At 65.4% G+C, this 12,608-nt stretch carries 13 protein-coding genes; 11 read left to right on the top strand and 2 right to left on the bottom strand.

All coding sequences use genetic code 11. The features are described 5' to 3' along the window. The first annotated feature begins 48 nt into the window (after positions 1-48). Together ACTOXK_RS08005 and ACTOXK_RS08010 are read left to right on the top strand one after the other, a co-directional pair. Positions 49-1,503 carry a CapA family protein gene (locus ACTOXK_RS08005; protein WP_482277670.1) on the top strand — a complete coding sequence of 485 codons (1,455 nt, stop codon included), beginning with the start codon at positions 49-51 and terminating at the stop codon, positions 1,501-1,503. Positions 1,504-1,571: 68 nt separating this feature from the next. Next, positions 1,572-2,984, top strand: a complete 1,413-nt coding sequence (locus ACTOXK_RS08010; RefSeq protein WP_482277671.1) for a phosphohexomutase domain-containing protein — start codon at positions 1,572-1,574, stop codon at positions 2,982-2,984. A gap of 64 nt (positions 2,985-3,048) precedes the next feature. Here ACTOXK_RS08010 and ACTOXK_RS08015 read toward each other — a convergent pair whose 3' ends face one another. Further along, positions 3,049-3,492, bottom strand: coding sequence for a hypothetical protein (locus ACTOXK_RS08015; protein ID WP_482277672.1), 444 nt, complete (start codon positions 3,490-3,492; stop codon positions 3,049-3,051). A gap of 186 nt (positions 3,493-3,678) precedes the next feature. On the opposite strand from ACTOXK_RS08015, the gene ACTOXK_RS08020 reads away from it, so the two are divergent. The 5 genes from ACTOXK_RS08020 (at position 3,679) to ACTOXK_RS08040 (ending at position 6,687) form a co-directional block, all read left to right on the top strand. After that, positions 3,679-3,933 carry a dynein gamma chain protein gene (locus tag ACTOXK_RS08020; RefSeq protein ID WP_482277673.1) on the top strand — a complete coding sequence of 85 codons (255 nt, stop codon included), beginning with the start codon at positions 3,679-3,681 and terminating at the stop codon, positions 3,931-3,933. 11 nt (positions 3,934-3,944) lie between these two features. Beyond that, positions 3,945-4,367 (top strand): nickel-responsive transcriptional regulator NikR, encoded by a 423-nt coding sequence (gene nikR / locus ACTOXK_RS08025; protein ID WP_482277674.1) that lies wholly within the window; start codon positions 3,945-3,947, stop codon positions 4,365-4,367. Between the two features lie 178 nt (positions 4,368-4,545). Then, positions 4,546-5,571 carry a hydrogenase expression/formation protein HypE gene (gene hypE / locus ACTOXK_RS08030; protein WP_482277675.1) on the top strand — a complete coding sequence of 342 codons (1,026 nt, stop codon included), beginning with the start codon at positions 4,546-4,548 and terminating at the stop codon, positions 5,569-5,571. A gap of 213 nt (positions 5,572-5,784) precedes the next feature. Continuing rightward, entirely contained in the window at positions 5,785-5,973 is a 189-nt protein-coding gene (locus tag ACTOXK_RS08035; RefSeq protein WP_016310220.1) for a 4Fe-4S binding protein, read from the top strand. A gap of 213 nt (positions 5,974-6,186) precedes the next feature. Then, on the top strand, positions 6,187-6,687 hold the full coding sequence (locus ACTOXK_RS08040; protein WP_482277676.1) for a hypothetical protein: 501 nt from the start codon (positions 6,187-6,189) through the stop codon (positions 6,685-6,687). An 8-nt stretch (positions 6,688-6,695) separates the two neighbouring features. Here the strand turns inward: ACTOXK_RS08040 and ACTOXK_RS08045 are convergent, their stop codons facing one another. Then, on the bottom strand, positions 6,696-8,132 hold the full coding sequence (locus ACTOXK_RS08045) for an ATP-binding protein (RefSeq protein ID WP_482277677.1): 1,437 nt from the start codon (positions 8,130-8,132) through the stop codon (positions 6,696-6,698). A gap of 384 nt (positions 8,133-8,516) precedes the next feature. Here ACTOXK_RS08045 and dnaK point away from each other — a divergent pair, with 384 nt between their 5' ends. The 4 genes from dnaK (at position 8,517) to ACTOXK_RS08065 (ending at position 12,507) form a co-directional block, all read left to right on the top strand. Continuing rightward, complete coding sequence (dnaK, locus tag ACTOXK_RS08050; protein ID WP_482277678.1) at positions 8,517-10,421, top strand: molecular chaperone DnaK; 1,905 nt, start codon at positions 8,517-8,519, stop codon at positions 10,419-10,421. Between the two features lie 5 nt (positions 10,422-10,426). Beyond that, positions 10,427-11,110 carry a nucleotide exchange factor GrpE gene (locus ACTOXK_RS08055; protein WP_482277679.1) on the top strand — a complete coding sequence of 228 codons (684 nt, stop codon included), beginning with the start codon at positions 10,427-10,429 and terminating at the stop codon, positions 11,108-11,110. Positions 11,111-11,179: 69 nt separating this feature from the next. Beyond that, positions 11,180-12,142, top strand: coding sequence for a DnaJ C-terminal domain-containing protein (locus tag ACTOXK_RS08060; RefSeq protein WP_482277680.1), 963 nt, complete (start codon positions 11,180-11,182; stop codon positions 12,140-12,142). Next, a complete protein-coding gene (locus tag ACTOXK_RS08065; protein ID WP_482277681.1) occupies positions 12,133-12,507 on the top strand; it encodes a heat shock protein transcriptional repressor HspR in 375 nt (124 codons plus the stop codon). Before ACTOXK_RS08060 ends, ACTOXK_RS08065 begins: the two co-directional genes overlap by 10 nt. Positions 12,508-12,608: the final 101 nt, after the last annotated feature.

Below are 12,608 nucleotides of genomic sequence, written 5' to 3' on the forward strand. Positions count from 1 at the left end.
AGAGACAAGCCCTGGGGGCTATGCGCGGCAATGGGAGAAGGAGCGCCCGTGGAGCGACATCATCGGCGGCCGGGCCCGACGCGGCGCCGCAATATCTACGTGGGGGGCCGAGGCCACTCATCGCTGGGAAGCATGGGGCCCTTCGGCGTGCCCGGGGCCATTGGCGGCGCGCCGGCGGGGAAGAGCGGTCTGAGCCTGCGCCTTGCCGCCCTGGTCATCGCGGCCCTGCTGCTGTGGTGGATCGTGTCCTCCGTCGCCTCGTGCGCGGCTCAGCCCGCAGCCCTGTCCGACACGGGGGAGGTCGCCGAGGTGGCGAGCGAGCCCCCCGGCCCAACCGTGTCCTTCGTGGCCGTGGGGGACAACCTGCCCGAGAAGACCCTGGGAGCCTACGCCGACGGTCTGGCCGGCGAGGCCGGCGACGGCACCTACGACTACCGGCCCATCTACGCGCCGGTGCGCTCTTATATCGAAGGCGCCGACTTGGCCTTCGTGAGCCAGGAGGTGCACCTCGGCGGCGACGATTTAGGCGTGCAGGGCTACCCCTCGTTCAACGCCCCCGACGACCTGGCCGATGCCCTGGTGGACACCGGTTTCGATCTGATAGTTTCCGCCTCCAACCATTGCTATGACTGGGGCAACTTCGGGGCCGTGGAGCATTCCCGCGAGCTGTGGAACACTAAGCCCGTGGCTTTTACCGGCACCGCCACCTCCCCGGAGGAGGCCGATGCCATTCCCGTGGTGGAGCGCGAGGGCATCACCTTCGCCCTGCTCGACTACACCTACGGGCTGAACGGCTTCGAGCCCGACGATATTCCCTCCTACGCCGTGAGCTTCCTGGACGAGGACCGTATCCGCTCCCAGGTTGCCCAGGCCCACGAGCTGGCCGATGTGGTCATTGTGGCGGCCCATTGGGGCACCGAGAAGCAGATGGAACCCGACGAGCAGCAGCTGACCTACGCCCAGCTGTTCGCCGACCTGGGCGTCGATATCGTGCTGGGGTCGCACCCCCACGTCATCGGTCCCGTGGAATGGGTGGAAGGGGCCGACGGCCACAAGACGCTGGTGGCCTACGCCCTCGGCGACTTCAAGAGCACCCATGACACGCCGCATCTGGAAAGCGAGCTGGCCGGCATGCTCGCCTGCGATTTCGTGCGCGAGCCCGCGGCGGGCACCGAGGCCGCGGAAGGCGCGGAATCGGACGGGGAAGGGGCCGGGGCGCAGGCCGATGGCGACGCGGCCGGCGCTGGAGCGGCCGGCGACGGCGCGGGCGATGATGGGGCCGCTGAGCAGGGGCCGGTCACCATTCAGAATGTGCGGTGGATTCCCCTCGTGAACCATATTGAGGACGGGGCCCACGCGGTGTACGCTCTGGAGAACTACAACGACGAGCTCGTGGCGCGCCACACGTTCCTCAGCACCCAGGACAAGCCGCTCCAGTGGATGCGCGATACCACCGAGCAGGTCGTTCACTCCCGCGGTGCCGATATTCCCATTGTAATCTGACGCAGCAGGGCGGCCTTCCACTATAATCAACGGCACTGTGCAGTACCCGCCTAACCAGGAGGCATCCCATGGCTGACATTCATTTCGGTACCGACGGCTGGCGCGCTATTATCGGGGAAGATTTCACGCCCGATAATCTGAACCGCGTCATCGATGCGGCGGCCCGCATCTTCAAGGAAGAGGCCGTGGCGGCTGGCCGTGACGCCGACGCACCCGGCACGCTCATCGTCGGCCACGATTGTCGCCAGGATGCCCACGGCTATGCCGAGCTGGCGGCCCAGGTGGCTGCGGGCCACGGCTTCACCGTGCTGCTCACCGAGGACTACTGCCCCACCCCCACGCTCTGCTGGTCGGTGGCGCACAACGACGACGCGGTGGGCGGCATCATGCTCACGAGCTCCCACAACCCGGCCGAGTACCTCGGCGTGAAGCTGCGCATGGCCGATGGCGGCGCGAGCCCCGCCGAGTTCACCGACCGGGTGGAAGCGGTGCTGCCGCCCGATCCCACCGACGTCTTGGGCCCCTTCCAGACGGCCGATCTCATGACCGACTACCTGGCCGCCCTGCGCGAGCTGGTGGATGTGGATGCCATTCGTGGCGCGGGCCTGCGCGTGGTGGTGGATCCGCTGTTCGGCGCTGGCCGCCATTATCTGGCCGACCTGCTGCGCGATTTGGGCGTGGAGGTGGCGGAGATCCACAACGATGCCGACCCGACGTTTGCCGGCCTGCACCCGGAGCCCATCCAGCCTTGGGTGGACGAGGGCCTGGCGAAGGTGGGCGCCCTCGGTTACGACGCCCTGTTCATCAACGACGGCGACGCCGATCGCATCGCCGCCGGCGACGCCCGGGGCAACTACGTGAACGCCCATCGCATCATCACGCTGCTGACCAAGCACATGGTGGATCGCGGCGAGACTGGCCGCGTGGTGTCCACCGTGACGGCCTCGGCCATGCTCGACCGCATGTGCCGCAAGCTGGGGCTTGAGCTGGTGAGCACGCCCGTGGGCTTCAAATGGATCTACGGCGAGATGGAGAAGGGCGGTGTGATGATCGGCGGCGAGGAGTCCGGCGGCATCGGCCTGCCTGGCCACGTGAAGGAGCGCGACGGCCTGCTCATGGCCCTGCTGCTCACCGAGTGCATGGCCCAGTCCGGCAAGGACTTGGGCGCGCTGGTGGACGAGATGCTCGCCGATATCGGCCGCTTGGAATTCGCCCGTCGTGGCCTGTCCATCACCCCCGAGCAGATGGCCCGCTTCCGCGCCGAAACGGTTCCCACCTACACGGCCGAGGAGATCGCCGGCAAGCGTGTGGTGGATGTGGATCGCCGCGATGGCGTGAAGCTTCTGCTGGAAGGCGATGCCTGGGTGATGATGCGCCCGAGTGGCACCGAGCCCTTGGTGCGCGTCTACGCCGAGGCGGCCACGACTGAGGAAGTGGAAGCGCTGCTCGATGCTGCCGAGGCCGTGGTGACGAGCCTGTAGCGTCAACGGGCCGAGCATTTCGCGTTGGTGCGGGCGGCCGCCTTGGGACGGCCGCCCGTTGTCGTTAGCGGAGCTTTTTCAGGAGGGCCCAGGCCTTCTGCTTGCCGTCGTCGGAGGCCAAAAGCCCCTCGAAGTCCTCGAAAATGACCGCGGTGCGCCCGAGCAGGCGGTTGGGGGCATCGAGGGTCACGGGGGTGCGGTAGGCGGCCGACAGCAGCTCGGCGGCGAAGGCGTCGGTGGCCACGAGGGCCACGGGATCGAGCCCCTCCACGATGGTGCGGGCGTCTTCGGCGCCCAGCTTGCCCTCCTCGGTCTCGGCGACGACCACGGCCAAAGGCGCGCTGCCGAACTCCAGGGATGCGGCCGATTTCTCCAGGGCCGCCCGGGCCGGGGCGCCCAAGGGCGTTTCGCTGACCACCATGAGGGAGGACGTGGGGGCACCCGTAAGGTGGGAACTGTAGAGGGTGAGCACCGACTCGCCCGTTACCTCGAACATGTTACTGCTCACGGAATAATTCACACTCCATCTTGCGCTTCGGGGCCGTTCGCGATAAAAAGAATCCTGCCTATATAGTAGCAAAGCATTGCGGTCCCGGGCTGGCGGATCGCGCTCGCAAGGGCCGGATGCGGCTCGTCTGGACGCAGCAAAGCCCCCGGCCGCACGGCGCTTGCGCTCGGTTCCAAGGAGGAAGCCATGTGCACCAACGGAGTCAACACCGGTCAGCTGGAGATGATGATCGACCAGATCGACGACTACATTAAGCTGGAGCGCCGCCATGCGCACGACCTGGGCCATCTGGCTTCCGATGCCGGCTTTACCACCGTGGGCGAGAAGCTGCACAACGTCATGCACCTGCTCGACGAGGTGCGCGCGACACTGGACGAGGCCAAGGAGGCCATGGAGGACGACGCGGAAGACGCCGCCGGCTTCACGGTGCAGCTCGTCTAGGCGGCTCGTCCATGAGCAACGATCTGGTTCGGTTCTCCGTTGCCATGCCCGAGGATCTGCTGATCGAGTTCGACCAGCTGGTGGCCCGGCGCGGCCTGGCGAAGAATCGCAGCGAAGTGGTGCGCGACCTGGTGCGCGATGCCCTGGTGGAGGAGGAGTGCTCCACGCCGGGGTCGGTGGTCATGGGAACGCTCACCATCATCTACGACCACCATTCCAACGACTTGCAGGAGAAGCTGCACACCATCCAGCACGACTATTTCGACGCCATCATCTCCACCATGCACGTGCACGTTGACCAGCATATGTGCCTAGAGGTTATTGTGATGCGCGGCGAAACGGGCCTCGTGCAGTCGGTGGCGAACCTCATTTTGGGTACCAAGGGCGTGAAGAACGGCAAGCTGGTGCTCACCACAACCGGAAGGCATTTGTAGGCGGTGTCCTCCGCCTGCTCAACCGAGGTTGAGCGTAGAGGAGGCGTCGGGTGTTCTGACCGAGCGAGTTCCGCAGCGACTGGAACAGCCCAGTGGGCTGTTCCACAAAGCGAGGACTGTCTGAGCGAATCAGAATACCCGGCGGCTCCGACCGGAGACGACGCACGAGAGGAACGATATGGCAGACGAGAAGGTAATGCTGGGGCATGGCTCGGGCGGCTCCATGATGAAGCGCATCATCGACGAGGTGTTCTTCACCGCTTATGGCAGCGACGAGCTGCTGGTCGGCGACGATGCGGCCGTGCTGCCGGCCCTGGAGCCGGGAGAGCGCCTGGCCTATTCCACGGACAGCTTCGTGGTGACGCCCCGCTTCTTCCCCGGCGGCGACATCGGCCGTTTGGCCGTGTGCGGCACGGTGAACGACGTGGCCACCTCCGGCGCCCGGCCGCTCTATCTGTCCTGCGCCTTCATCCTGGAAGAGGGCTTTCCCATGGATGACCTGCGCCGCATTTGCGCCTCCATGGCAGCTTGCGCCCAAGAGGCCGGCGTGCGCATCGTGACCGGCGACACCAAGGTGGTGAACCGGGGCCACGGCGACGGCATCTACATCAACACGAGCGGCGTGGGGGCTCTGCCGGCCGGCCGCCGTCTCGGCGGCGCGCAGATTCGCCCTGGAGATGTGGTGCTCGTGAGCGGCACCCTGGGCGACCACGGCATCACCATCATGAGCTGCCGCGAGGGCCTGAACTTCTCGGCGGATATCGAAAGCGACGCCGCGCCGCTGAACCATCTCATTGCCGACGTGCTGGCCGCCGCCCCTTCTACCCGCTGCTTCCGCGACCCCACCCGGGGCGGCCTGGCTTCCACCTTGAACGAGCTCGCCGAGCAGTCGGGCACCGACATCGCCGTGGACGAGGACGCCATTCCCGTGAAGGACGCCGTGCTCGGGGCCTGCGAGATGCTCGGCTACGACGTGCTGCAGGTGGCCAACGAGGGGAAGATGGTGTGCGTGGCGCCGGCCGACGAGGCCGACAGGGCCCTGGCCGCCATGCAGGCGAGTCCCTACGGCCGCGACGCCGCCATCATCGGCGCGGTGGCCGCTGCCGATGAGGCCCGGGGCCCGAAGGTGTTCCTGCGCACGGCGTTCGGGGGCACCCGTATCCTGGATATGCTCGTCGGCGAGCAGCTTCCCCGCATCTGCTAGGGCTCGCGCTACGGTTCGGACTGTCGGCACACGGTACCGCTCACCGGGCAAAATGGGGGCGGTTTAGGAAGTCCTAAACCGCCCCCCTGAAAAGTTCCCTATTCCTACTTGCGCTCGGCTGCTTTCATGGTATCTTGCGCAATGTGGTTGGGGCCCGAAGGACTCCGGCCCCTACGACGAGGAATCAATGAACTGAACACGAAGGAGCTTCCCATGTCTCATCCGGTTATTGAAGCTGACGAGTGCATCGGCTGCGGCATCTGCGTTGACGCGTGCCCCCAGGAAGTGCTCGAGGTTGTCAACGGTGTCGCCGACGCCGTGAATGAGGATGCCTGCATCGCTTGCGGCGACTGCGTCGAGGAGTGCCCCATGGGCGCCATCCCCGAGATCGTCGAGGACTAAGCAGCGACTCTTTCGGTAGGTATCGGGCTTTCAGGCTGCGATACCGCAAGCGTAGCGCAAGAACCCGCCGTTGCCCGCGTTCAAGGGCTGCGGCGGGTTTTTTCACGCTTTAGCAGGGAAAGTTCGTTTTTATGATATATTGAAGCCCCGGGACGCCCCGGGATGCAGCCACGGAGGGAGCCGACACGCAAGGGAAGCGCGGGGAATGAATTCATGAGGAAGAGCAACGGGATCATCATAGCCATCTTCGTGGCCGCGTCGGTCGTGTTTCTCTGGCTGTGGCATGCTCTCCAGTTCGACCTTGTGGACAATCCTCTCGATCTGGTGGTTGCCGTCGTGTGGTGGGTGGTCATCGCAGGGGTCTGCATCGCCATTCACCTGACCGAGAAGCGTCGCCAAGAGCGCATTCGCACCATGTTTCTGGCGCCCGGTCTCATCTACAACAGCGAAGCCGGCGTCATGCGCATTGCACCCGATGCCTCGGTGGCCGGTGAGCTGCAGCGCGTGCTCGGCAGCCTCACCTACGGCTTCGATCTGGCCGAACTGCCCTCAAACTCCCGCGTGCGCTTCCAGCGCATCGTGCGCACCTCGAAATTCGCCGATCAGGGAGACGTATGGGAAGGGGAGGTGGTTGAGGTGGCCATGCCCGACCGGCCCCAGCCGTTCCATAGCCGTCGTGAGCTGGCGGCGCTCTTGGAGCCCGGCCGCTCCTAGGCCGTCGTTCAATTCACCTGCCAGAAGCCGGACTTGTCGGAGCCGACGCGCGTAATGAGCCCCAACTCGCGCAGGCGCCTGAACGAGCGGCGCACGGTGCTCTCGGAAACCCCCAGATTGCGGGCGATGCGCGGCGCGGTCAGCCTTCCGTCGATATCGATGAGGGCGAGCACCCGCTCGTCGCTGAATGTGAGGTTCGTTTCGTGCTGCTTGGCCGCGGCTCGGGCCGCGACCTGCACGGCGGCCAGTTCCGTCCGGGGCACGGGCGCGGGAGCCAGGTGGGAGGACGGTGCCAGGGAGGCGGCTAGCAGGCTGTCGTTGTCGGTGGGGAAGCACACCATGGTCTCGTCATCGCGCAGCGAGAAGAGGGGCTCGGGCACGCCGGCTTCCATGCAGTGCATGCGGATGGCGCCGATGCCGTTGCCCCACCCGTCGATGATGCCGAGGGAGCGCAGGGCGGCCACGAGGCTCGGGTTGTTCGGCCGCGAGGTGTGGCGCCCCAGCAGGGTTCCCACATCCCAGGTGCGGGGCGGCCGGCCCACGTTGTCGATGCAGAGGCGATCGGTGAACACGCTGACCTGCACCGGGGTTCCGCTCCCGTAGTTCTTGTGGGCGAGGGCGTTCAGAACGGCCTCGTGGATCGCATCGCGCGGCGGCAGGGCACGGTGGGGGTCGGTTGCCGAGGAACCTGCGAAGGGGTTCATGCGAGGCAGGTATTTCTCGAAGAGCAGTTCCACAGTTCCGTGCAGCTGCTCGATAAGCGACCCGCGCACCTCGTCCTCGAAGATGGGGGTGATGCCGCGGGCTCCGAAGAAGCCGATGCGCACCGTGGCTCCCGGGATGAAGCGCTGGGGCTGGTCGTGCAGCAGAAGGATGCCGGCATTGGTGGGGGTGCCCACGCCGGTCATGAGCCCTTCGTGACGCAGGGCCTCTTCGATAGCGGCCATCTCGTCGAGATCGGTGGTGAGGTCAGTGTCCCGCGCCGCCCCGGTGAAGCGGGTGACGAGGCCAAGGTTCAGATCGTCCATGCTCGCCTGCACCACGGGGAGCAGCTCCCATTTGATGTCCGGTTCCAAGTCCCGTTGGAGCAGTCGGTCGAGGGCCTCGTCATCGAGCACGTGGTTCGCGCCATCTTGGTAAAAGTAGAATACGCCGCGGTAGCTAAGGGGCTCGCTGGCCGGCGGGATCACCACCTCAAGGCAGAAACGACCGCCGTCGAGCACTAGTTCCACAGCGCAGACGAGGCCGAGGGCCTGATCGATCGCCGACGGAATTGACTTCATGACGCGATTGGTGCGGCGCTTGACCGAGCCGCGACTATCCACATCGGCATTGAGGATGAGCCGACCGCCGCCGGCGTTGGCGATGCCGCAGACAATCTCCAGGCAGTCGTCTCGCCACGCCGAGCGCCGGGCGATGGGGAGCATCCTGTCGGAAGCGACCATAGGCTGCCTTTCTCCTTACCCTGTCAGTACCCGTGCAGCGTTATTATAAAAAAGAACTTCCCTTAAGGGAACGGGCCTCATCTGAGCTTCCATAGCTCAAGTTTCGTACAAGTGTTCACATAACCTTCATAGAAGAAGGAGACGCTCCGTGACAGGGATTGGGTGAGGGAGCACTTATATTCTCCCTGATGACGGCATTGTTTTGGTTCGGTAACAAAGTTTTTCTGACCGCGGACTTCCCCTATGAGGGGCGTATTGTGCAGGGAAGTGAGCTTTGCTTACTGAATGACGTTGAGGAAACTTGACAGCAGTAGACTAAGGTTTTATACTGCACCCCAACATCATTCATCTGTACGTGAAACTGTGAAAGCGAGGCAGTACACAATGGCTAAGATTCTTGGCATCGACTTGGGCACGACGAACTCCGCCATGGCCGTCATGGAGGGCTCCGAGCCCGAGATCCTGGTGAACGCCGAGGGCGACCGCACCACCCCGTCCGTCGAGGGCTTCCGCAAGGACGGCGAGCGCGTGGTGGGCAAGGCCGCGAAGAACCAGGCCGTCACCAACCCGGAGAACACCGTTTCCTCCGTGAAGCGCTTCATCGGCCGCTCCTTCGACGAGACCCCCGAGGAGCAGAAGACCGTTTCCTACAAGGTTCAGAAGGGCAAGGACGGCCGCGCCGTCATCGATATCGACGGCAAGGACTACACCCCCGAGGAGATTTCCGCCATGGTGCTTCAGAAGCTGAAGACCGACGCGGAGAAGCAGGTGGGCCAGCCCATCACCCAGGCCGTCATCACCGTGCCGGCCTACTTCAATGACGCTCAGCGCCAGGCCACCAAGGATGCTGGCAAGATCGCCGGCCTGGAGGTCCTGCGCATCATCAACGAGCCCACCGCTGCGGCTCTGGCCTACGGCCTGGACAAGGTTGACCACGACGAGAAGATCCTCGTGTTCGACCTGGGCGGCGGCACCTTCGACGTGTCGGTGCTGGAACTGGGCGACGGTGTGTTCGAGGTAGCCTCTACCGCCGGTGACAACCACCTGGGCGGCGACGACTGGGACCAGCGCATCATCGACTGGATGGCCGACAAGTTCCAGGCTGAGAACGGCATCGACCTGCGCAAGGACCCCATGGCCCTGCAGCGGCTGAAGGAAGCCGCTGAGAAGGCCAAGATGGAGCTGTCCTCCACTACCCAGACCAACATCAACCTGCCCTTCATCACCGCCGACGCCTCCGGCCCGAAGCACCTGGATCTGACGCTGACCCGCGCCGAGTTCGAGCGCATCACCAAGGATCTGCTGGATCGCTGCAAGAAGCCCGTTGAGCAGGCCCTGAAGGACGCCGGCCTGAAGATGGGCGAGGTGGACGAGGTCATCCTCGTCGGTGGTTCCACCCGTATGCCCGCCGTGCAGGAGCTGGTGAAGCAGCTGACCGGCAAGGCCCCGAACATGTCGGTGAACCCCGACGAGGTGGTGGCCATGGGCGCGGCCGTGCAGGGCGGCGTGCTGGCCGGCGACGTGCAGGGCATCCTGCTGCTGGACGTCACCCCGCTGTCGCTGGGCGTTGAGACCATGGGCGGCGTGATGACCAAGATGATCGAGCGCAACACCACCATCCCGACCCGCAAGACCGAGATCTACTCCACGGCGGCCGACAACCAGACCTCCGTCGAGGTGCACGTCCTCCAGGGCGAGCGCGAGATGGCCGCGGGCAACAAGACCCTGGGCCGCTTCCAGCTGACCGGCATTCCGGCCGCCCGTCGCGGCGTGCCGCAGATCGAGGTGACCTTCGACATCGACGCCAACGGCATCGTGAACGTGTCCGCTAAGGACCTCGGCACCGGCAAGCAGCAGCAGATCACCATCTCCGGCTCCACCGCCCTGTCCGACGACGAAGTGGATCGCATGGTGAAGGACGCCGAGCAGCACGCCGAAGAGGATGCTGCCCGCAAGGAAGAGGCCGAGGTGCGTAACAACGCCGACGCTCTGGTGAACGCCACCCAGCAGACCCTCGACGAGCTGGGCGACAAGGTGCCGGCGGATGCCAAGGCCCAGGCCGAGGAGGCCATCGCCGAGACCAAGAGCGCTCTTGAGGGCACCGATATCGACGCCATCAAGGCTGCGACTGAGAAGATCCAGCAGGCGGGCTACAAGCTGGCCGAGGTCGTGTACTCCACCGAGGGTGCCGCCGCCGGCGCCCAGGCCGCCGCTGCCGAGACCGCTCCGGCCGATGACACCATCGAGGCCGACTACGAGGTCGTGGACGACGAGAAGGAAGGGAAGTAAGACCGATGACGACGCCCGATAAGGACCAAGTCACCTCTTCTACCCCCGAACCCGAGGAAGCCGCCCCCGCGGCGGCTTCCCCTGCCGACGGTGCCACGCCGGCCGAGGTTGTCGCCGATGCCGAGGTGATCGAGGCCAACGAGGACGGCAAGCTGGACGAGGAGCTCGAGAAGGCCGCCGCGGAAGCCGTGGCCGGCGTGATCGAGGAATCCGAAGCTGTGGCCGCCGCCAAGGCCGAGGCCGCCGACTGGCAGGACAAGTACGTGCGCCTGCACGCCGAGTGGGACACCTACCGTCGCCGCATGGCCGAGCAGCGCGAGGCCGAGAAGGCCCGGGCCACCGAGAAGCTCATGGAGAGCCTCCTGCCGGTGCTGGACGATTTCGTGCGCACGGTGGACTACGCCGAGGCCAACGGCGAGGCCGGACTGCTCGGCGGCGTGAAGGCCGTGCAGACCAAGCTGGTGGATACCCTTGGCAAGGGCGGCCTGACCGTCATCAACCCCGAAGGGGAGGCCTTCGATGCCCTGGCCTGCCAGGCCGTGGGCACCGTGGACGACCCCAGCGTTCCCGACGAGACCGTCGCTCAGGTATATCAACTCGGATACCGCATGGGCGATAAAGTGCTCAGGCCCGCCATGGTGACCATCACCACGGGAGGACCCAAGCGGGAGAAGCCGGAAGAAGAGTAAGACTGATCGGGGGCGGACTTGCGGGTCCGCTCTCGTGTTCAAGAGACAAAAGTAACGGAGGTGGAACGAATGGCGTCTACGCCTGATTATTACCAAACGCTAGGCGTTCCGCGCACCGCCACGGCCGACGAGATCAAGAAGGCGTTTCGCAAGCTCGCCCGCAAGCATCACCCCGATACCGGCGGCGATGAGGCCAAGTTCAAGGAACTGAACGAGGCCTACGAGGTCTTAAGCGACGAGAAGAAGCGCAGTCTCTACGACCAGTACGGCACCGCGAACGAGAACCAGATTCCCCATGGATGGGGCGGCGGCCAGGGATTCAGCGTCGAGGACATCTTCGGCGGCGGGGGCGGCTACACCACCGGAGGCGGCTTCGGCGGCAGCTGGGCCGACATTCTGGAGAGCATTCGCAGCGGTGAAGGTGCGTTTGGGAGCAACTGGGACTTCGGCGGCGGCTTCGGCGGGCAGCCCCAGCCCCGCAAGGGCCAGGATATGAACGTCACGCTGAACGTGACCTTCGACGAGGCCATGCAGGGTACCGAGAAGCGCATCACCGTGCGCATCCCCGGCAAGAGCGAGGCCGACACCCACACGGTGAAGGTGCCCGCCGGTGCCGTGGACGGCGGCCGCGTGCGATTGCGCGGCCAGGGTGCCCTGGGCGAGAACGGCGGCCCGGCCGGCGACTTGCTCATCACCACGAAGATCGACGAGCACCCCTACTTCGGCCGCGACAAGGCCGATGTGACGGTGACGCTGCCGGTCACGGTGGCCGAGGCGGCCCTGGGCGCATCCATCGTGGTGCCCACGCCCGACGGCAAGAAGATCAAGGTGAAGGTGCCCGCGGGCACTCAGGACGGCAAGGTGCTCACCATCAAGGGCAAGGGCGCGCCCGACGTGAAGAACAAGGGCCAGTTCGGCAACTTGAAGATTCGCGTGGCGGTGGAAGTGCCCACCGAGATGAACGAGGCCCAGACCAAGGCCATGGAAGATTTCCAAGCGGCAACGGATAAGGAGATCAGGCCATGGGATTAGACGATAGGAACCGGCCGCTGTACATGATCAGCATTGCCGCCGAGCTGGCGGGGGTGCATCCCCAGACCCTGCGCTCCTACGAGCAGAAGGGCCTGGTGACGCCCTGTCGCACCAGCGGCAACACGCGCATGTACTCCCAGGCCGACATCGACCGGCTCAACCTCATCAACGAGCTGACGAGCGAGGGCATCAACCTCGCCGGCGTCACACGCATTCTTGATCTGCAGAGCCGCCTCGATGAGCGCGAGAACGAGGTGGAGGACCTGCATGGCCGCGTGCGGCGCCTCGCCGATCGCGTCCGCGAGCTCGAGAACCGCGCAACCGTCGGCGCCATCGTCCGCGTATCGCCCCGACGACTGCCGTAGCTGTCCGGTGGGGAGCAGGAGGTATACCTCCATGCGCAGTTCCTCACCTACTCAACTAAGGTTGAGCGTAGAGGAAACGGCGGGTGTTCCAACCGAGCGAG

The sequence above is a fragment of the Adlercreutzia sp. genome (genome assembly GCF_056795635.1).

Coding starts and splice junctions, on each gene's coding strand:
- ACTOXK_RS08055 (WP_482277679.1), top strand. CDS start 10,427: ATGACGACGCCCGATAAGGACCAAGTCACCTCTTCTACCCCCGAACCC.
- dnaK (WP_482277678.1), top strand. CDS start 8,517: ATGGCTAAGATTCTTGGCATCGACTTGGGCACGACGAACTCCGCCATG.
- nikR (WP_482277674.1), top strand. CDS start 3,945: ATGAGCAACGATCTGGTTCGGTTCTCCGTTGCCATGCCCGAGGATCTG.
- ACTOXK_RS08045 (WP_482277677.1), bottom strand. CDS start 8,132: ATGGTCGCTTCCGACAGGATGCTCCCCATCGCCCGGCGCTCGGCGTGG.
- hypE (WP_482277675.1), top strand. CDS start 4,546: ATGGCAGACGAGAAGGTAATGCTGGGGCATGGCTCGGGCGGCTCCATG.
- ACTOXK_RS08020 (WP_482277673.1), top strand. CDS start 3,679: ATGTGCACCAACGGAGTCAACACCGGTCAGCTGGAGATGATGATCGAC.
- ACTOXK_RS08065 (WP_482277681.1), top strand. CDS start 12,133: ATGGGATTAGACGATAGGAACCGGCCGCTGTACATGATCAGCATTGCC.
- ACTOXK_RS08035 (WP_016310220.1), top strand. CDS start 5,785: ATGTCTCATCCGGTTATTGAAGCTGACGAGTGCATCGGCTGCGGCATC.
- ACTOXK_RS08060 (WP_482277680.1), top strand. CDS start 11,180: ATGGCGTCTACGCCTGATTATTACCAAACGCTAGGCGTTCCGCGCACC.
- ACTOXK_RS08040 (WP_482277676.1), top strand. CDS start 6,187: ATGAGGAAGAGCAACGGGATCATCATAGCCATCTTCGTGGCCGCGTCG.
- ACTOXK_RS08010 (WP_482277671.1), top strand. CDS start 1,572: ATGGCTGACATTCATTTCGGTACCGACGGCTGGCGCGCTATTATCGGG.